Source organism: Blastococcus sp. SYSU DS0973, assembly GCF_054051055.1.
Genome location: NZ_JBJHAN010000009.1, coordinates 1 through 19,728 on the forward strand (window position 1 = coordinate 1; position 19,728 = coordinate 19,728).

A 19,728-nucleotide genomic window follows, 5' to 3' on the forward strand; every position below is an offset into this window, starting at 1 on the left:
CATCTCCGGGGTCTCCACGGCGGCGGACTCGACCACGCAGGCGCTGACCCAGACCCGCACCGCGGTGGACGAGCTCTCCCGCATGGCCGCCGACCTGCGCACGACGGTGGGCCGCTTCACCTACTGATCGCGCCCTGGCGTCCTCCGGCCGGCGGTCCGCCGTGGCCGGCAGGCTGCCGATAGCACGACTGGCGATCGCCGCCGGCGGGTCCACCTCGAGTCCGCCGGCGGCCCGCCGATGACCCAGCGGGGACGACTGCGCCTCGTCGCAACCAGAGAGAAGGCAACAGTGGACGGTCTGGACGACATCGTCGAGGAGTTCCTCGTCGAGAGCCACGAGAACCTGGACCAGCTCGACACGGACCTCGTCGCCCTCGAGCAGGAGCCCAACTCCCGCGAGCGGCTGTCGAGCATCTTCCGGACCATCCACACCATCAAGGGCACCAGCGGCTTCCTGGCCTTCAACCGGCTCGAGGAGGTCACCCACGTCGGCGAGAACATGCTCTCCCGGCTGCGGGACGGCGAGCTCGCTCTGACCCCCACCCGGACCAGCGTCCTGCTGCAGATGGTGGACACCGTCCGGTCGCTGCTCAGCTCGATCGAGGCCAGCGGCGGCGAGGGGTCCGTGGACGTCTCGGCCGTCGTCGCCGCCATCAGCGCGGCCATGGAGGAGGCCCCGGCCGCCGCCCCCGCTCCCGCTGCAGTCGTCGAGGAGCTGCACGATGACCTGCCCGAGGAACCACTGATGCCGGCTCCGGCCGTGGCGGGGATCGCGGTGCCCGAGCCCGCCGTCGCCGACGAGCCGGAGGCCGAGGCGTCCGCCGCCGACGCCGCCGGCGGCCAGGCCCGCCGTGCCGTCGCCGACAGCACCATCCGGGTCGACGTCGACCTGCTCGACGAGCTCATGCTGCTCGTCGGCGAGCTGGTGCTCACCCGCAACCAGATCGTGCAGAACGTCGCGCGGCAGACCGACACCGACCTGATCCGCGCCTCGCAGCGGCTCAACCTGATCGCCAGCGAGCTGCAGGAGGGCGTCATGAAGACGCGCATGCAGCCGATCGACCACATCTGGTCGAAGTTGCCGCGCGTCGTCCGCGACCTCGGCCTCCAGTTGAAGAAGTCGATCCGCCTGGACATGGAGGGCCGGGACACCGAGCTCGACAAGACCCTGCTCGAGGCGGTCAAGGATCCGTTGACCCACCTGGTCCGCAACTCCGTCGACCACGGCATCGAGGCCCCCGACGCCCGCACGAAGGCCGGCAAGCCCGCCGAGGGCGTTCTCACCCTGCGGGCCCGGCACGAGAGCGGCCAGGTCGTGGTCGAGGTGGCCGACGACGGCGCCGGGATCGACCCGGCCAAGCTCGGCGCCAAGGCGGTGCAGCGGGGGCTGATCAGCCAGGACTCGCTGTCCCGGATGAGCCCGGCCGACGTCCTGCAGCTGATCTTCCTGCCCGGCTTCTCCACCGCTGCCGCGGTCACCAACGTCTCCGGCCGCGGCGTCGGCATGGATGTCGTCAAGACCAACATCGAGTCCATCGGCGGCACCATCGAGGTCGAGTCCGACGCCGGTGTGGGCACCGTGTGCCGGCTGCGCATCCCGCTGACGCTGGCGATCGTCCCGGCGCTGACCGTCGAGTGCGCCTCCGACCGCTACGCCATTCCGCAGATCAGCCTGCAGGAGCTCGTGTCGCTGGACGCCGAGAAGGCCGCCAACGCCGTCGAGGAGGTCGGCGGGGCGCCGGTCTACCGGCTCCGCGGGGAGCTCCTCCCGCTCGTCCGCCTCACCGACGTCCTGGGCCTGACCTCCGAGCGGCACGACGGCCACGTGGTCATCGCGGTCCTGCGGTCCGAGGGCCGGCGGTTCGGCCTCGTCGTCGACCGGGTCATCAACACCGAGGAGATCGTCGTCAAGGCCGTGGGCGGGCAGCTCAAGGCCATCGGGCTCTACTCGGGGGCGACCGTCCTCGGCGATGGGACCGTCGCCCTGATCCTCGACGTGCAGGCGCTCGCCCGGCGGGCCCTGCGCACCGAGACCACCGACCGCCAGGAGGCCCGCGCCGGCTCGCTGCAGGCCGTGGCGGCGGAGACCGACCGGCAGCGCCTGCTCCTGGCCGCCATCGGCGGCGGCCGCCGGGTCGCCATCCCGCTCGACACCGTCACCCGGCTCGAGCAGGTGCGCACCGACGCGGTCGAGCGGGTCGGCAACCGGGAGGTCGTGCAGTACCGCGGCGCGATCCTCCCCATGGTGCGGCTCGACCGGCACCTGGGCGCCTACGGCGAGTCCGACCGCGAGGTGCTGGAGGTCATCGTCTACGCCGACCACGGTCGCAGCGTCGCGATCGTCGTCGAGGAGATCCTCGACATCGTCGACGGCGAGGCCGCGGTGCGCAGCGACATCGACGACATCGGCCTCCTCGGCTCGGCCGTCCTCGGCGACAAGGTGACCGAGCTGCTCGACGTCCGGGCCGCCATCCTCGCCGCCGACCCCGCGTTCTACTCGCACTCCTCCTCGGCGCCGTCCGGCGCCTCCGACTCCCTGCTGGAGGTCTGACGTGACCGCTCCGACCGGTGTCCTGCCCACCAAGAACGCCGCGCCTGCGACCGGCGGCCAGCTGGCCACCTTCCGGCTGGACGGTGACCTGTACGGCATCGAGGTCGAGCACGTGCAGGAGGTGCTGCGCAGCCAGCAGCTCACCCGCGTGCCGCTCGCCCCGACGGCCGTCGCCGGCCTGATCAACCTCCGTGGCCAGGTGGTCACCGCCATCGAGCTGCGCGAGCGGCTCGGCCGCCCGCCGCGCCCGGAGGGCACCGACCCCGTCGTCATCGTCGTCCGGCTGCACGGCGAGGCGGTCAGCATGCTGGTCGACTCCATCGCCGACGTGGTCGACGTCGACGCCAGCGACTTCGAGGCGCCGCCGGACACGCTCGAGGGCCAGGCCCGGGAGCTCATCCGGGGGGCCTACAAGCTCGACGGCACACTGCTGCTGGCCCTGGACGTCCAGAGGGCCGTCAGCGCCTAGGACTCTGTCGTCCTCCGGACGGCACCGCGGCCAGGTGCCTTCCCCCAGCGGGGCGGAGCCGCACCGTCGCCCCCGAGCGGACCCCTCCGGGGCCCGCTCGGGACGACACGGGCAGTGGAGCGGCGGAGAGGACGACCTCCCCGCCGCTCCGGCGTTTCCACGGCTGACCACGCGGGGGGAGTGGGGCATGACCCAGGGTCATGTCTCGCTGACGGTGCACCTCGCGACACGCCCAGTAGGCGGATGGCGACTCCAGCGATCGGGTGACGGGCGCATGGCGCCCGAGCGGGCGGGCAGTCAGCATGGGTCGTCCTGTTCCCGGAGCTGCGGAGGCGCCGCCGTGCCCTACTCGCTGGTCAGTGCCGCCACCCTGGGCTTCGACCTCGTCCGGCTGCCCGCCGGCCGCTCGGTCGCCGAGGTGCTCCTGGCGGGGCTGGGTGCCGATGAGGGCGGGTTCTCCCGGCTGGCCGCGGTGCACCCCGCCCGCGGGCTGGACCGCGAGCGCCGCGGGGTGCGGGCGGTCCGCTCGCGCCGGGCGCGCGAGATGGCCGCGGGCGTGCCCCACATGCGCGCGGCGGCCGACGCCGGCCGCGACGAGGGTGACCGGGTGGCGCTGCTGGTCGCCCAGCTCGAGCAGGGCACCATCGGCGACGCCCCCACCCTGGAGCGGCTGCTCCGCGAGGACGTCCTGGGCGCCGAGCACCCGTTGCGGGCCCGCCGGGACGCCGACGAGTGGGACGAGGCCTCCGACGTGCTGGCCGACGCCGCCGTGGGCTTCTGGGCGGCCGGCGTGCTGCCGCCCCTGGTGCGCCGTGACCTGACCGCCGCGTTCGACCGGGCGCTGGACGGCGGCCCGCTGGCCGGACCCGGTTCCTGGGGCCTCGGCCCCGCCACCGAGGAGCTGACCGCTTTCCTCGCTGCCGTGGGCAACCTGGACGACATCGGCCGGACCCGCTGGCGGCTCGCCGTCGACGAGGGCCGGGCCGAGCGCCGCCCGTGGGCGGCGGCGATGCACGAGGCGTCGTGGGGCGCGCACGTGTCGGGACGGATCCGCGCCCTGGCCGCTGCCCAGCTGCTCGCCGTCCAGGCGTTCCTCGACGGCGGCTTCGACCTGCACGACGGCGCGGCCGGGGTGTGGAACGCGGTCTCCGGGTGCGCGCAGGCGATCGTCCTGGACGACCTGCTCGGCAGAGACGCCATCGCCGTCCTGCGGGCTCCCGGCCGCCGCACAGCCACGCTGAGCTGACCGACCGGCGCCGCACGGCGCCGAGGGACAGTCCCCCAGGTGATCCGCCATGTCTGCGGCACTTGTCGACAATGGTCGAGTGGGTCATCGATCACGCGGGTGTCGACAATTCTGGACGGAACAAAAGATGGGTCCGCACCTTCCGCGTGTCGCCTGTACCCCGGCTCCTCCGCGCCGAGGATTCCCCCGGTAGCACCAGCCCGCCTCCGTCCGCGGACCGTGGGGACCGGGGTGTGCCGGACGCGGTGATCAGGCCGGCCGTCCCCCCGTTCCACCATTCCCAGGAATGCGCACTCGGGGACCGGCCGACATTTCCACGGCGCACCGGTTCGCTGCCCGACATCCGACGTCGATCACCTCGCGGGCATTCCGGGAGGCGCCGGATGCCGTACCGCCCAAGGGCTCAAGCCGGGCGCGGAAATGCCGATACAGACAGCGAGCCCGCCGGTCGGCGCGGGCAGGGGCCAGGAGGACGTGTGAACCCGATCAGGGTGATGGTGGTCGACGACTCGGTCGTCGTCCGCAAGATCGTCACCGACGTGCTCTCCGCGGATCCGGGGATCGAGGTCGTGGGCACCGCCGTCAACGGCAAGGTCGCTCTCGGCAAGCTCGAGCAGCTCAAGCCCGACCTGATCACCATGGACATCGAGATGCCGGAGATGAACGGCATCGAGGCGGTGCAGGCCATCCGCGGCGGCGCCGCGCGCGGTGGGTCGGCACGAGGACACAGCCGCGTGCCGATCATCATGTTCAGCACGCTCACCGAGCGGGGCGCCACCGCCACCCTCGACGCCCTGTCCGCCGGGGCCAACGACTACGTCACGAAGCCGGCCAACGTGGGCAGCGTCGCCCAGTCGATGGAGAGCGTCCGCGAGCAGCTCATCCCCAGGATCAAGGCGCTGACCGGCCGTCCCGTGACCACGGTGGCGCGTCCGGCCGCCCCCGTGGCCCCGCCGCCCCGGACGGCCGCGCCGCGGACCGGACCGGGCAAGAAGCCGGCCGTTCTGGTCATCGGCTCGTCCACCGGCGGACCGGAAGCGCTGGCCCGCGTGCTGCCCGCGCTGCCGGCCGACCTGCCGGTCCCGGTCCTCCTCGCCCAGCACATGCCGCCGGTCTTCACCCGTCAGTTCGCCCAGCGCCTGGACCGGCTGTCCCCGCTGCGGGTGGTCGAGGCGGTCGACGGCACCCCGCTGGCCCCCGGCACGGTCCACCTGGCTCCCGGCGACCACCACCTCGTCGTCCGCGCGAACGGCCGCGCCGGGTTCAGCACCTCGCTGAACCAGGGGCCGCCGGAGAACTACTGCCGCCCCGCGGTCGACCCGCTCTTCCGCTCGGCCGTCGCCGCGTACGACGGCGCCGTGCTCGGTGTCGTGCTCACCGGCATGGGTGCCGACGGGCGCAACGGCTGCGGGGAGATCCGCAACGCCGGCGGCACGGTCGTCGTCCAGGACCAGGCGACGTCGGTGGTCTGGGGCATGCCGGGGGCCGTCGCCCAGGCCGGCTACGCCGACATGGTCCTGCCCCTGGACCGGATCGCCGAGGCGATCCAGCGGCACCTGGCCGGTGCCGCACTGCTCGACACCGGAACCGCTATGGCCGTGGGAGGTCCTCGATGAGCCTGACCGCGACCAGTTTCGACTGGGTCCGTGAGCTCGTCCGGAAGGAGAGCGCCATCGTTCTCCAGCCGGGCAAGGAGTACCTGGTGGAGGCCCGCCTGCTGCCTATCGCCAGGCAGATGGGCCTGGCGGACGTCACCAAGCTGGTGGAGACCGTCCGGGTGCGCCCGGACGCCGACAACACCCGCCGGATCGTCGAGGCCCTCACCACCAACGAGACGTCGTGGTTCCGGGACGGTGACCCGTTCACCGCGCTGACCTCGACCGTCCTGCCCTCCCTGCTGTCGGCGCGGGGGACCAACGAGCGGCTGCAGATCTGGTCGGCCGCCTGCTCGAGCGGGCAGGAGCCGTACACGATCGCGATGCTCCTGGACGACGCGCTGCCCAGCGCTGCGTCGCGGGTGTCCGTCACCGCGACCGACCTGTCCCGCGAGATGGTGCAGCGGACCCGCGCCGGCCGGTTCAGCCAGCTCGAGGTCAACCGCGGGCTGCCCGCGCCGATGCTCGTCCGGCACTTCACCCGGACCGGCACCGAGTGGGAGGTGTCGGCCAACCTCCGCCGGATGGTCCACGCCACCGAGTGCAACCTGGCCGCACCGCTGCCGCGGATGGGCCCGTTCGACGTGGTCTACCTGCGCAACGTGCTCATCTACTTCGACCTGCCCACCAAGCAGTCGATCCTCCGCCGTGTGCGGGACCTGATGCGACCTGATGGGTGGCTCTTCCTCGGCGCCGCCGAGACCACCCTCGGGGTCGACGACTCATGGGAGCGGGTCGTCATCGGCCGCAGCTCCGCCTACCGCCCACGGAAGGGGCAGTAATGCGTGCCTTGGTGATCGACGACTCCCGCGCCATGCGGCGCATCGTCACCGGGATCCTCACCGACCTCGGGTACGAGGTCCGTCATGCCGGCCACGGCGGCGAGGGCCTCGAGGTGCTCAACGAGGGCTGGGTGCCCGATCTCGCCACCATCGACTGGAACATGCCGGTGATGGACGGCCTGCAGTTCGTCTCCGCCGTCCGCGCCAACCCGACGTGGCGCCGGATGACCATGATGATGGTCACCTCGGAGAGCGAGCACACCCAGATCGTCCGTGCCCTGGCCGCCGGCGCCCACGAGTACATGATCAAGCCGTTCACCGCCGACGCCTTCCGCGACAAGCTCGCCCTGCTCGGCCTGCTCCCCCTGGAAGAAGCGCCCGTAGGGCATCGGTCTCCCCTGCGGAGCAGTGCGCAGGAGGTCGCCTGGTGACCACGATCAACCTGGGGGAGCGTCGGCGCACGACCGACTCCCGCCCGGTCATCACCGACCTGATCGACGAGGAGACCATCCTCGCGATCGCCGGCGAGGCCTGGATCTCGCTGGTCGGGGAGGACGAGGTACTCGTTCCCCTCCCGACCGACCGGTCCGGCGACATCCTGTGCAGCTGGGTCGACGTCGTCGGCCCGTGGACCGGCAGCGTCGTGCTGACCACCGGCCGGGCCACGGCTGAGGCGCTTGCCCGGGCGCTGCTCCGGGAGTCCGGCCCGGAGCGCCTCGACGCCGAGGACGTCGCCGACGCCTTCGGCGAGATCGCCAACGTCGTCGGCGGCGGCGTCAAGGCCGCGCTGCCCGGTCCGTCCGTCCTGAGCCTGCCCCAGGTCGGCGACGCCCCGGTCGTGCGCAACCCGGCGGACGTCTGCCGCATCGACCTGGTGTGGCGCGGCGAGCCGCTCTCCATCTCCGCGCAGGGCGCCCTCCCGCCACTGCCGGCTCCTTCCCCCACTCGCGAGAACGAGGTGTCCTGAGTGAAGATCCTGATTGCCGACGACAGCCGCGTCATGCGGCAGATCGTCATCCGCACGCTCCGCCAGGCGGGGTACGACGACCACGACGTCGTCGAGGCCGAGGACGGCGCGGACGCGCTGGCCAAGGTGGGCTCGGAGCAGCCCGACCTGGTCCTCTCCGACTGGAACATGCCCAACATGACCGGCTTGGAGTGCCTGCAGGCGCTGCGGGCCTCGGGCTCGCCCGTGCCCTTCGGGTTCGTGACCTCCGAGGGCTCGGCGGAGATGCGGGAGAAGGCGGCGAACGCCGGCGCGCTCTTCCTCATCGCCAAGCCGTTCACCGAGGACACCTTCCGGGAGAACCTGGACGGGGTGATCGCATGACCGCGCCCACCGCCGTGCACCTCCCGGCCGCCAAGAACGTCCGCGACATGCTGACCGGCCTGGTCGGCAGGCCGGTGAGCGTCGCGCCGGGCGCCCCGGTGACCCCGACGCCGAAGCGGCCGGTCTCGGTCGCCGTCTACGTCGACCCGCAGATGAGCGTCAACGCCCTGTGCCTGATGGACCTGGGCGCATCGGCCTACACCGGCGGGGCGCTGGCCCTGCTGCCGCCCGGCGGGTGCCAGGACGCCGTCGAGGAGGACGGCGAGCTGACGACCATGCAGGTCGACGCGCTGCACGAGGTGGTGAACGTGCTCTCCGCGCTGTTCAACACCCCGGGCGCCCCGCACTCGAAGCTGCACGAGCTGTACGCCCCGGGTGACGAGATCCCCGGCGACCTCGTCGGGATGCTGGCCGCCGTCAACCGGGTGGACCTCGCCATCGAGATTCCCACCTACGGCAAGGGAGCGGTCTCCTTCGTCGTCCCCTGACGGTGTGTGCTCCACGTGGAACAGCAGCACGACCCCCGCCGCGACGCGACGGGGGTCGTGCTGCTGACGGGTGTGACGCACGGGCTCGGCGGGCGTCGGGACGGCACCTGACCGCGATGCGGTCGGGGGCCCCGGTGTCCGGGCTCAGGCGAGGGCGTACTCGCGCTCCGCGGTGCTGGTCGGCAGACAGGCCCAGACGTGCTTGCGATCCTCGTCGACGTACCAGCCGTGCGCGACCGACAGCCGGGCGACCAGCTGCAGGCCCATGCCGCCCTTCGCGGGGTCGCGGTCGACCACCGGCGCCGGCATCGCCCCGGGCGCCCGGTCGCTCACGTCGAGCAGCCAGCCGCCGCTGCCGGCGACCACGGTGGCCACCACCGGCGACGCGCCGTGGCGCAGCGCGTTGGACGCCAGCTCGTCGAAGGCCAGCACGAGCTGCTCGCTGGCCGGGTCCTCCTCGTCGTGCGGGAGGCCGACGCCGCCCAGCCGGTGGCGCAGACCGGCGCGGGCCGCGGGCAGCTCGGCGAGGGATCCCAGCCGCCAGCGCCACACCTCGCCCCGTCCGTCGGGCAGCGGGCGCAGTGGCCACCTGAGTCGCCCCATGCTCTCCCCCTCGAGTCCGGACTCCGACCGGCTCCAGGTGTGCCCCCCGGGGCGCGGTGTCAACCCCCTGCTGCGTCGTCTTACCCCTCGATCGGGGCGGTTCCGTGCTCCGCCCGCCCCGGGGGAACCCCGCGTGTGTGCAGCCTCACGTCTCGTCCTGAGGGGGGAGCGGCCCCTCCAGCGTCGTTGTGGCCTTCCGCTCTCCCCGGTCGGGGCGGCCGCTACTCGGGGTGGCGCAGGAGGAAGCGGCCGAAGTGCGGCACCGTGAAGGCGATCTGGCCGCGCTCGGCGGAGTAGACGAGCCCCTTCTTGATCAGCGAGTCGCGGGCGGGGGAGAGGGATGCGGGCTTGCGGCTCAGGGAGACGGCCACCTCCGACGTCGCCACCGCCGCTCCGCCCGGGCCGCCCAGTTCGGCCATGGCGTGCATGTACTCCCGTTCGGCGGGCGTCGCGCGGTCGTACCGGGAGCCGAAGAAGCCGACCGCGAGCTCGGCCTCCGCGACGGGCGCGGCCATGGCGACGTCGGCGGCGGTGATGGGGGAGGAGGCCGCGACGTCCCAGGTGACCTTGCCGTAGGCCTGCACGAAGTAGGGGTAGCCGTCCGCCGCCTCGTAGAGCGCGTCCAGCGCGGCCGGCTCGAAGGTCACGTCCTCCCGCTCGGCGGGGGCGATGAGCGCGCGGTCGGCGGCCTCGCGCTCGAGCCGGTCGATGCGCAGGTAGCGGAACAGCCGCTCGGAGTAGCTCTTGGACGCCGACAGGACCGCCGGCAGGTGGGGGAGGCCCGCGCCGACGACGATCAGGGGTGCGCCCTGCTGGGACAGCTCGTGGCAGGCGGCGCAGATCGCCGAGACGTCGTCGGGCTGCACGTCCTGCATCTCGTCGATGAACAGCGCGATGCCGCTGCCGATGTCGGCGGCCACCCCGGCGGCGTCGCTGAGCAGTTCGACCAGGTCGATCTCCATGTCACCGGAGTCGGCCCGCCCGGTGGCCGCGGGCACGTCGATGCCCGGTTGCCAGCGGTCACGCACCTTCGCCTCCGGTGCGTTGACCCGCTGCGCGAACGCCTTGACCACGCCGAGCACCTCCGCCACCGACTCCTGGTCGCCGTGGCGGGGGCCGAGCTCGCGCAGCGCCATGTGCAGCGCGGAGGAGACCGGTCGGCGCAGCGACTGCTCGGGGCGGGCCTCGATCTTCCCGGTGCCCCAGCCCCGCGCGATGGCGGCCGACCGCAGCTGGTTGAGCAGCACCGTCTTGCCGACGCCGCGCAGCCCGGTGAGCACCAGGGAGCGCTCGGGGCGGCCGCGGGCGATCCGCTCGAGCACCACGTCGAACGCCGACAGCTCGCCGTCGCGGCCGGCCAGCTCCGGCGGGCGCTGCCCGGCGCCCGGGGCGTAGGGATTCCGGACAGGGTCCATGTCGAGCACCGTATGGCTTCGTCTAGGCATCACCCTAGAGATCGGTAGAAGGACCTACCGCGTGTCGCGCGGGGTGCAAGCCGCGTCGGGCCGGACGGCCTCCTCGTGAGTTGTCGACGGTCGTCTGGCGGCGTCTAGGTGCAGAGCTAGAAACGGCAGGACGAGCCGACGTCCCCCGGTGCGGGCCGTCGCGCCGCTAGCGTCGTGGACGTGATCAAGTTCCTGCTCAAGGTCGTCATCTTCGCGGCGGCGTTCTACGGGCTGACCTACTTCGACGTACTCCCAGGGCTGGAGGTCCTGCCGAACCCCGACGGTCCGCTGGGCGAGTACGGCAGCTACCTGTGGATCGGGCTGATCTTCGGGGTCGTCAACGCGATCGTCGGCCCGATCCTGCGGCTGCTCTCGCTGCCTTTCGTCGTGCTGACGCTGGGCCTGTTCCTGCTGTTCGTCAATGCGGCCCTGCTCGGCCTCACCGCGGCCATCACCGACCGCCTGACCCTCGACGGGTTCGGGACCGCCGTGATCGGCGGCCTGATCCTGGCCGTCGTCGGCTGGGTGGCCGACCAGCTGCTCGACCGCTGAGCGGGTCGGCCCGGCGGCCGCCCCGCGGCGCCGTGACGTGGGTCCCAGGGGCCAGTACCGTGGCCCGGCATGGCCAGTGACACAGGTGCGGCCCCGGGGACGCGGGTGCGCGACCGGGACGGCGGTCCCGGTGGCGGCCGCCGCACCGAGCTGGCGGCCCTGGAGGCCGGTCGGGACGAGAAGGAGCAGCTGCTGCTGGAGGCGGCCCGCGCCGCCGTCGCCGGAACCGGGCGCGGGCCGGCGGAGCTGCCCCCGGGCTGCACCGCCGAGGACCTGCCAGCGTTCCTGCGCCGGTACTTCTGGAGCGAGCCCGCCGAGGAGGTCCTCGCCACCGACGCGGCCGACCTCGCTGCGCTGGCCCTGGGCCACCTGGCTCTCGCCGAGGTGCGCCCGATCGGTGCCGCGACCGTCGACGTGCGCCCGGTCACGCGGGGGCGGGGCGCCGGCCGCGCGCTGGTCCGGCTGGTCACCGACGACATGCCCTTCCTGGTCGACTCGGTCACCGCCGAGGTGGTGCGCCAGGGGTTCGCCCTGGAGCACGTCGTCCACCCCGTCCTCGTGGTCCGCCGCGACCTGCGCGGCCGGATCACCGCCTTCTGCGACAGTGCCGACCCCGCCGCCTGCGGCCCCGACGCGGTCGCCGAGTCGTGGATCGCCGTCGTCCTGGACGGCCCGCTGGACGGCGAGGCGGCCGACGACCTCGCCGCCGGGTTGCGCACCGTGCTCGACGACGTGCGCGCCGTCCAGGAGGACGCCGCCCGGCTGCACGAGCGGGTCCTGCAGCTCGCCCAGCGCCTCGAGCGGGCAGTGCCCGCCGGCCGTCCGGTCGCCGGCGGCGACCCCTCCGACGACCCCGCCGAGGCCGCGGCGCTGCTGCGCTGGCTGGCCGACGGAAACTTCGTGATGCTCGGCGCCCGCGAGGTGGAGCTGGCGGGGGAGGGGCGCCCCGCCGTCCGCCCCGTCCCCGGAAGCGGCCTGGGCGTCCTGCGCAGTGACGTCCACATGAGCGGGCCGGCCGGGGGCACCCCGGAGGCCGGCCAGGCGCCGGCCACCCACCTGCTCGACGTCACCAAGGCCGACATCCGCTCCACCGTGCACCGGCGGGCGTGGCTGGACCTGGTCACCGTCACCCTGCCGGGCGGGGACGGCGGCACCCGGCGGCAGCACCGGCTGGTCGGGCTCTTCCCCTCGGTGGCCTACACCAGCAGCGTCCTCGACATCCCGATCGTGCGGCGGCGGGCCGCCGAGGTGCTCGCCGGATCCGGCGTCCCGGCCGACAGCCACACCGGCAAGGCGTTGCTCGACGTCCTGGAGACCTACCCCCGCGACGAGCTGATGCAGGTGGGGGCCGACGAGCTGCTGCCGGTGGCGATGGCGGTCCTGCACCTGCAGGAGCGGCGGCAGACCCGGCTGTTCCTCCGGCGGGATCCCACCGGGCGGTTCTGGTCCGCACTGGTCTACCTGCCGCGCGACCGCTACACCACCGCCGTCCGGCTGGCGATGCAGCGGCTGCTGCTCGAGCGGCTCGGCGGCTCCGGCATCGAGTTCACCGCCCGCTCCACCGAGTCGGTGCTCGCCCGGCTGCACTTCGTCGTCCGGCTGCCGGTGGGGCGGCACGGCTCCACGCCGCCGGTCGACGTCGACGTCGAGGCGCTGCAGGCCGAGCTGGCCGCGGCCGCGCGCAGCTGGACCGACGACCTCGCCGCCGCCCTCTCGGCGCGCTTCGGCGCGGACGCCGAGAGGGTCTTCGCCCGGGTCGCCGACGCCTTCCCGGCGGCCTACCAGGAGGACTTCCCGGCCGACCGCGCCGTCGCGGACCTGGTCCGCCTGGAGGGGCTGGCGCCGGGCGACCTCGCGCTGCGGCTGTGGACCCCGGCCGGCGCCGCTCCGGGGGAGCGCCGGCTGTCGGTGTACCGGGTGGGGGAGCGGCTGCTGCTGTCCCAGATCCTGCCGATGCTGCAGAACATGGGCGTCGACGTCGTCGACGAGCGGCCCTACGAGATCGACCGGATCGGCGCGCCGCCCACCTGGATCTACGACTTCGGCGTCGCCGTCCCGACGGTGGACCTGCCGCTGCTGCGCTCGCTGCCCGAGCGGTTCACCGACGCGGTGGGCGCCGTCTGGCGCGGGCGAGCCGAGGACGACGGGCTGGGCGCCCTGGTCGTGCTCGCGGGTTTGGACTGGCGGCAGGTCACGGTGGTGCGGGCCTACGTGCAGTGGCTGCGCCAGGCCGGGCTGCCGTTCAGCCAGGCCTACGTCGAGCGGACGCTCGCCGCCCACCCCGGCGTCGTCGCCCGGTTGGTCGCGCTGTTCGAGACCCGTTTCTCGCCCGGGCGCGGGAACGGTCGGGGGGCCCGGCAGGCCGAGCTGGTCGAGGCGCTGCGCCGGTCGATCGGCGAGGTCGCCTCCCTCGACGCCGACCGCGTGCTCAGCTCGCTGCTGGCCGCCGTCGTCGCCACCCAGCGGACCACCTACTACGCCACGTCGTCCCCCACCCACCCGGTGCTGGCCCTCAAGCTCGACCCGGCCGAGGTCCCCGACCTGCCGGAGCCGCGACCGGCCCACGAGGTGTGGGTCAGCTCGCCGCGGGTGACGGGCGTGCACCTGCGGTTCGGCAAGGTCGCCCGCGGCGGCCTGCGCTGGTCCGACCGCCACGAGGACCTGCGCACCGAGGTCCTGGGCCTGGTCAAGGCGCAGATGGTCAAGAACACCGTCATCGTGCCGACCGGCGCCAAGGGCGGCTTCGTGGTGAAGAACCCCCCGCCGGACGGCGCCTCCCGCGAGGAGGTCGTGGCCGAGGCCCAGGCCTGCTACCGGCTCTTCGTCGGCGCCCTGCTCGCGCTCACCGACAACCTGGTGGACGGGGCGGTCGTGCCGCCGGAGAAGGTGGTCCGGCACGACGGCGACGACAGCTACCTGGTCGTGGCCGCCGACAAGGGGACGGCGACCTTCTCCGACCTCGCCAACTCCGTGGCGCTCGAGCGCGGCTACTGGCTGGGCGACGCCTTCGCCTCCGGCGGCTCGGTCGGCTACGACCACAAGGCCATGGGCATCACCGCCCGCGGCGCCTGGGAGTCGGTGACCCGCCACTTCCGGGAGCTGGGCCTCGACGTCCAGCGGGAGGACTTCACCGTCGTCGGCATCGGCGACATGTCCGGCGACGTCTTCGGCAACGGCATGCTCCTGTCGGAGCACATCCGGCTGGTGGCCGCGTTCGACCACCGGCACGTGTTCGTCGACCCGACCCCCGATGCGGCGGCGTCGTTCGCCGAGCGCCGGCGGTTGTTCGACCTGCCCCGCTCCTCGTGGGCCGACTACGACACCTCGCTGATCAGCGCGGGCGGCGGCGTCTGGCCGCGGACGGCGAAGTCGATCCCGGTCAGCGAGCAGACGCGCGCCGCCCTCGGGCTGCCCGGCGACGTCACGGCGCTCCCGCCGGTCGAGCTGATCCGCGCGGTGCTGCTCGCCCCGGTGGACCTGCTGTTCAACGGCGGGATCGGCACGTACGTGAAGGCCGCGACCGAGAGCCACCTGGAGGTGGGCGACAAGGCCAACGACGCGGTCCGCGTCGACGGCGGCCGGCTGCGCGTCCGGGTCGTGGGCGAGGGCGGCAACCTGGGCCTCACCCAGCGGGGCCGGGTGGAGTACGCGCTCGCCGGCGGACGGGTGAACACCGACGCCATCGACAACTCCGCCGGCGTGGACACCTCCGACCACGAGGTGAACATCAAGATCGCGCTCAACCGGGTGGTCGACGAGGGGCGGATCGACGCCGAGAGCCGGGCGGCGCTGCTCGGCGAGATGGCCGACGACGTCGCGGCCGCCGTCCTCACCGACAACCACGCGCAGAACGCCACCCTCGCCGGGGAGACCGCTGCGGCTCGCAGCCTGATGGACTCCCACGAGCGGTTCATCCGCTCGCTGGAGCGCTCCGGGCAGCTCAACCGCGCGGTCGAGGCCCTGCCCGACGACCGCGCGCTCCGGGAGCGGCGGCGGGACGGCCAGGCGCTCACCGGTCCCGAGCTGTCGGTGCTGCTGGCCTACGCGAAGCTGCAGGCCGGGGACGCGGTGCTGGCGTCGTCGCTGCCCGACGACCCGGCGCTGGAGCAGCTGCTGGTCGACTACTTCCCGGCCCCGCTGCGCACCCGGTTCCCCGCCGCGGTCACCAGCCACCCGCTGCGCCGCGAGATCATCGGCACCGCGCTCACCAACCGCGCGGTCAACACCGCGGGGGTCACCGGGCTGTACCGGCTGGTGGAGGAGACCGGGGTGCCGCTGGCGACGGTCGTGCGGGCGCACGCGGTCGCCCGAGCGGTGTTCGGCATCGATCGGATGTGGGACGCGCTCCGGCCCCTGGACAACCAGGTTCCGGCCGCCACCCAGGTGGAGGCCCGCACCGAGGCGACCCGACTGGCCGAGCGGGCCACCCGCTGGCTGCTGCGCCAGTCGGACCTGACCGCCGAGCACCCGCTTCCGCTGGCAGAGGTGACGGACCGGTTCGCCGCGTCGGTGGCCGAGGTGCAGACCGGTCTGCCCGGCTGGCTGCTGGGCGCCGAGGCGGAGTCCTACGCCTCCCGCGCCGGGCGCCTGCAGGAGTCGGGCCTCCCCGCCGAGCTGGCCGCCCGTGTCGCGGCCGCGCCGCTGCTGCCGGCCGCGCTCGACCTCGCCGTGGTCGCCGAGCGCACCGGGGCGCCCGTGGCGCTCGCCGGCCGGGTGATGCAGCGCCTCGCCCAGCGGCTGGGGCTGATGACCCTGCGCGAGCTGGTGATCGCCCTGCCGCGCGACCGCCGCTGGCCGTCGATGGCCCGCGCCTCGCTGCGCGACGACCTCGCCATGGAGCAGGCCGCACTCACCGCGGACGTGCTCAGCCGGCGCACCTCCGACGCCGAGCAGGCCGACGAGCTGGTGGGCCGGTGGGAGGAGGGCTGGGACATCGGCCAGCGCCGCGCCGCCGCACAGCTCGCGGACATCACCGCCGGCGACCGCCAGGAGCTGGCCGAGCTGCTGGTCGCCGTCCGGACTCTGCGCGGGCTGCGCCGCCGTCGCCAGGCCGGCCGCCTCCCGCACCCCGGCGAGGAGAGGTAGCCCTACAGCGGCGGTCTGACGTCGAGATGGGCGTCCGGCCGGTATCCGGCGTTCGCGATGTCGGCGTGCCGCTCATCTCGGCGCTCTCACGGGCTATAGCGCTCTCTAGCCCTGCAGCTAGAGACGCGTAGAACCGCCGAGTCACGGGACCGTCATCTCCGGTGGGATTGGCGGTCGCCTGCGTGGGCAGGGTGCGACGGACCCTTGCCGGCCGACCCGAGGACCGCCCCGTGCCGCTCCGCCCGCTCAGCCGCACCGACGGCTACCTGCCCATCGAGGACCACGGCCTGATCGGTGACGGCCTCACCTGCGCGCTCGTGGCGCGGGACGGCAGCATCCCGTGGCTGTGCGTGCCGGACTTCGACAGCCGGCCGCTCCTCGCCGGCATCCTGGACGCCGAACGCGGGGGCAGCTTCGCCGTCACCCCGGTGGGCCTGCGGCGGTCGGCCCAGCGCTACCTGCCCGACACCGGGATCCTGGTGACCGAGCTGGAGGGCCCGGACGGGCGGCTGGAGCTCACCGACTGCCTCACCCTGCGCTCGGGCGCTGACCTCGCCGAGCCGGTGCCGTCAGGCCGCAGGGAGCTGCTGCGGCTGGCCCGCGCCGTGGGTGGCCCGGTCGAGGTCGACGTCCGGTTGGCCCCCATGGACGCCGTCCTGGTCCGGCCGGAGCTCGGCGCCTGGCGGATCCACTGGGCCGCCCAGCCGCAGCTGGAGATCCTGGTGTCCTCCTCCCACCCGCTGACCGTCGCCGGCGACGGCGCCCTGCGCAGCCGGGTGACGCTGGCCGAGGGCGAGCAGCTGACCGTCGCGCTGCAGTGGTCCGGCGACACGCACACCCGGACCCGCACCCAGCCGGAGCGGCTGATCGAGCAGACGGCGTCGGCCTGGCGCAGCTGGGCCGCCCGGCTGGAGTACGCCGGCCCCCAGCACGACCTGGTGCGGCGGTCGGCGCTCACACTCAAGCTGCTCGACCACGCGCCGACCGGGGCGATCATGGCGGCGGCGACGTCGTCGCTGCCGGAGGAGATCGGCGGCAGCCGGAACTGGGACTACCGCTTCACCTGGGTGCGCGACGCCGCGTTCTCCAGCTACGCGCTGCGCCGGATCGGAATGCAGGAGGAGTCCGACGCCTTCCTCGCCTGGACGCTGCGCAACATCGAGCGGGACGACCGCGCCAGCATCTGCTACACCCTCGACGGCCGCCGGCCGGGGATCGAGTGGGAGGACCTCGCGCTCTCCGGCTACCGCGGCTCGCGGCCGGTCCGGTGGGGCAACGGGGCGGCGAGGCAGGTGCAGAACGACGTCTACGGCGAGCTGCTCGACGTCGCCTACCAGTGGGTGCGCGCCGGCGGGCAGGTGGACCCGCCCCTGTGGCGGGCGCTGTGCGAGCTCACCGAGCAGGCGATCGCCCAGTGGTCGACCCCGGACAACGGGATCTGGGAGATCCGCGACGCCGGCCGCCCGTTCACCTACTCGGTCGCGATGTGCCAGGTCGCCGTCGACCGGGCGCTGCGCATCGGGGAGCTCTGCGGGCTGCCGTACCCGCGGGAGCGGTGGCAGCGGGAGGCCGACCGGATCCGCGCCACCCTGCTCGAGCAAGCCTGGGACGCCGATCGCGGTACGTTCACCGAGCACCTCGCCCCGCCCGGCCAGGGCGACCGTGGAGGCCTGGACGGCTCGCTGCTGACCCTGCCGCTGCGCCGGCTGATCCGGGCCGACGACCCCCGCATGGTGGCGACGACCGAGGCGGTGCGGCGGCACCTCGACGCCGGCGACGGGCTGCTCTACCGGTACCTGCACACCGACTCGCCCGACGGGCTGCCCGGGGGCGAGGGCGCCTTCCTGCTCTGCAGCTTCTGGCTGGTGGACAACCTGGCCGGCCAGGGACGGCTGGACGAGGCCCACGACCTCTACGACTCGCTGTGCGGGCGGGTGACCGAGCTCGGGCTGCTCTCCGAGGAGATCGACCCGTCCACCGGGGCCTTCCTCGGCAACTTCCCGCAGGCGTTCAGCCACGTCGGGGTCATCGCCAGCGGGTGGAACCTCGCCCGGGCCGAGGAGGCGCGGCGATGAGGCGCTCCTTCCTCGTCCTGGGTGGCACCGGCGACCTCACCGGCCGCCTGCTCCTCCCCGGCCTGGCCGAGCTCGTCGACGCCGGCGTCCTGGAGCAGCCGCTGGACGTGCTGGCGATCAGCCAGGAGGACTGGTCCGACGACGAGTACCGCGGCTGGGCCCGCCAGCGGCTGGCCGAACACGCCGGGCACGTGCCGGAGGAGTCGCGCGAGCGGCTGGTCGACCGGTTGGGTTACCGGCACGGCGACGTCACCCTGGCGGCGGATCTGCGCGCCGGGCTGGAGCGGGCCGGCGGGGTGCCGGTGGTCTACCTCGCGCTGCCCAACACGGTCTTCCTGCCGACGCTGGAGGCGCTGGCCGAGGTGGGGTTGCCCGAGGGAGCGGTCGTCGCCGTCGAGAAGCCGTTCGGGCGGAACCTGGCCGACGCCCGGGCGCTCAACGCCGTCCTGCACCGGCTGGTCCCGGAGGAGGCGGTGTTCCGCACCGACCACTTCCTGGCGCTGCAGACGGTCCTCAACATCCTCGGTCTGCGGTTCGCCAACCGGATGTTCGAGCCGCTCTGGAACGCCCAGCACGTGGAACGGGTCGACATCGTGTTCGACGAGACCCTCGGGCTGGAAGGCCGGGCCGGCTACTACGACACCGCGGGCGCTCTGCGCGACATGCTGCAGAACCACCTGCTGCAGATGCTCGCCGTCGTCGCGATGGAGCCGCCGACGGCGATGGACGCCCGCTCGCTGGCGGCCCGCAAGTCCGACGTCCTGCGCGCCGTCCGGTCGCCGGAGGACATGCGCCGCGACACCGTGCGCGCCCGCTACACCGCCGGCACGGTCGGCGACCGCCCGCTGCCCGACTACACCGCGGAGGCCGGCGTCCAGGCCGACCGCGGTACCGAGACCTACGCCGAGTACACCGTCGGCATCGACAACTGGCGGTGGGCCGGGGTGCCGTTCCGGTTGCGCTCGGGCAAGGCGCTGGGCGCGGACCGGCACGAGATCGTGCTGCGGTTCAAGCCGGTGCCGCACCTGGCCTTCGGCCGGGACGACGGCGAGGGCCGGCCGGAGCCGGACGTCCTCCGCCTCCGTCTGGACCCCGACGGGATCAGCCTGGAGCTCAACCTCAACGGCGCGGGGAACCCGTTCGACCTGGAGCGCCGGGCGCTCGAGGTGGACCTGCCGCCGGCCCGGCTGTCGGCCTACGGGCTGCTGCTCCAGGAGCTGCTCGCCGGGGAGGCGGCGCTGTCCATCAGCGACGTCGAGGCCGAGGAGTCGTGGCGGATCGTCGAGCCGATCCTGGCCGCGTGGGCGGCCGACGAGGTGGCGCTGCTGGAGTACCCCGCCGGCTCCGACGGCCCCGTGCGCTGAGCACCGCCGTACCGGGCGAGATCGCCGAACTCGCCCGCTACGGCGGCCCATACCGGGCGAGATCGGCGATCTCGCCGCCTCTC

At 73.9% G+C, this 19,728-nt stretch carries 15 protein-coding genes and 1 pseudogene; 14 read left to right on the forward strand and 2 right to left on the reverse strand.

Annotation, left to right across the window (positions count from 1 at the left end; all coding sequences use genetic code 11):
- The 10 genes and pseudogenes from ACI791_RS14605 to ACI791_RS14650 all read left to right on the forward strand — a co-directional run.
- A pseudogene (locus ACI791_RS14605) lies at positions 1 to 127 on the forward strand (methyl-accepting chemotaxis protein); the annotation flags it as partial.
- A gap of 162 nt (positions 128 to 289) precedes the next feature.
- A complete protein-coding gene (locus tag ACI791_RS14610; RefSeq protein WP_456586695.1) occupies positions 290 to 2,551 on the forward strand; it encodes a chemotaxis protein CheA in 2,262 nt (753 codons plus the stop codon).
- A gap of 1 nt (position 2,552) precedes the next feature.
- Positions 2,553 to 3,020 carry a chemotaxis protein CheW gene (locus tag ACI791_RS14615; protein WP_456586696.1) on the forward strand — a complete coding sequence of 156 codons (468 nt, stop codon included), beginning with the start codon at positions 2,553 to 2,555 and terminating at the stop codon, positions 3,018 to 3,020.
- A 340-nt stretch (positions 3,021 to 3,360) separates the two neighbouring features.
- The gene (locus tag ACI791_RS14620) at positions 3,361 to 4,266 is read left to right on the forward strand and encodes a hypothetical protein (protein WP_456586697.1); all 906 of its coding nucleotides are present in this window, start codon (positions 3,361 to 3,363) and stop codon (positions 4,264 to 4,266) included.
- Between the two features lie 476 nt (positions 4,267 to 4,742).
- Positions 4,743 to 5,882, forward strand: coding sequence for a protein-glutamate methylesterase/protein-glutamine glutaminase (locus tag ACI791_RS14625; protein WP_456586698.1), 1,140 nt, complete (start codon positions 4,743 to 4,745; stop codon positions 5,880 to 5,882).
- Entirely contained in the window at positions 5,879 to 6,703 is an 825-nt protein-coding gene (locus ACI791_RS14630) for a CheR family methyltransferase (RefSeq protein WP_456586699.1), read from the forward strand. The genes ACI791_RS14625 and ACI791_RS14630 overlap by 4 nt, the downstream gene beginning before the upstream one ends.
- Positions 6,703 to 7,134 carry a response regulator gene (locus ACI791_RS14635; protein WP_456586700.1) on the forward strand — a complete coding sequence of 144 codons (432 nt, stop codon included), beginning with the start codon at positions 6,703 to 6,705 and terminating at the stop codon, positions 7,132 to 7,134. The genes ACI791_RS14630 and ACI791_RS14635 overlap by 1 nt, the downstream gene beginning before the upstream one ends.
- Positions 7,131 to 7,670 carry a chemotaxis protein CheX gene (locus tag ACI791_RS14640; RefSeq protein WP_456586701.1) on the forward strand — a complete coding sequence of 180 codons (540 nt, stop codon included), beginning with the start codon at positions 7,131 to 7,133 and terminating at the stop codon, positions 7,668 to 7,670. The genes ACI791_RS14635 and ACI791_RS14640 overlap by 4 nt, the downstream gene beginning before the upstream one ends.
- On the forward strand, positions 7,671 to 8,033 hold the full coding sequence (locus tag ACI791_RS14645; protein ID WP_456586702.1) for a response regulator: 363 nt from the start codon (positions 7,671 to 7,673) through the stop codon (positions 8,031 to 8,033). It begins immediately after the preceding gene.
- Positions 8,030 to 8,521, forward strand: a complete 492-nt coding sequence (locus ACI791_RS14650) for a hypothetical protein (RefSeq protein WP_456586703.1) — start codon at positions 8,030 to 8,032, stop codon at positions 8,519 to 8,521. Before ACI791_RS14645 ends, ACI791_RS14650 begins: the two co-directional genes overlap by 4 nt.
- A 144-nt stretch (positions 8,522 to 8,665) precedes the next feature.
- Here ACI791_RS14650 and ACI791_RS14655 read toward each other — a convergent pair whose 3' ends face one another.
- Positions 8,666 to 9,124 (reverse strand): ATP-binding protein, encoded by a 459-nt coding sequence (locus ACI791_RS14655; protein WP_456586704.1) that lies wholly within the window; start codon positions 9,122 to 9,124, stop codon positions 8,666 to 8,668.
- Between the two features lie 221 nt (positions 9,125 to 9,345).
- The gene (locus ACI791_RS14660) at positions 9,346 to 10,539 is read right to left on the reverse strand and encodes an ATP-binding protein (RefSeq protein ID WP_456586705.1); all 1,194 of its coding nucleotides are present in this window, start codon (positions 10,537 to 10,539) and stop codon (positions 9,346 to 9,348) included.
- Positions 10,540 to 10,749: 210 nt separating this feature from the next.
- Between ACI791_RS14660 and ACI791_RS14665 the strand changes: the two genes are divergently transcribed.
- The 4 genes from ACI791_RS14665 (at position 10,750) to ACI791_RS14680 (ending at position 19,645) form a co-directional block, all read left to right on the forward strand.
- Positions 10,750 to 11,121, forward strand: a complete 372-nt coding sequence (locus ACI791_RS14665; RefSeq protein ID WP_456586706.1) for a phage holin family protein — start codon at positions 10,750 to 10,752, stop codon at positions 11,119 to 11,121.
- A 69-nt stretch (positions 11,122 to 11,190) separates the two neighbouring features.
- On the forward strand, positions 11,191 to 16,206 hold the full coding sequence (locus ACI791_RS14670; RefSeq protein WP_456586707.1) for an NAD-glutamate dehydrogenase: 5,016 nt from the start codon (positions 11,191 to 11,193) through the stop codon (positions 16,204 to 16,206).
- A 230-nt stretch (positions 16,207 to 16,436) separates the two neighbouring features.
- Entirely contained in the window at positions 16,437 to 18,281 is a 1,845-nt protein-coding gene (locus ACI791_RS14675; RefSeq protein WP_456586708.1) for a glycoside hydrolase family 15 protein, read from the forward strand.
- The gene (locus ACI791_RS14680; RefSeq protein ID WP_456586709.1) at positions 18,278 to 19,645 is read left to right on the forward strand and encodes a glucose-6-phosphate dehydrogenase; all 1,368 of its coding nucleotides are present in this window, start codon (positions 18,278 to 18,280) and stop codon (positions 19,643 to 19,645) included. Before ACI791_RS14675 ends, ACI791_RS14680 begins: the two co-directional genes overlap by 4 nt.
- Positions 19,646 to 19,728: the final 83 nt, after the last annotated feature.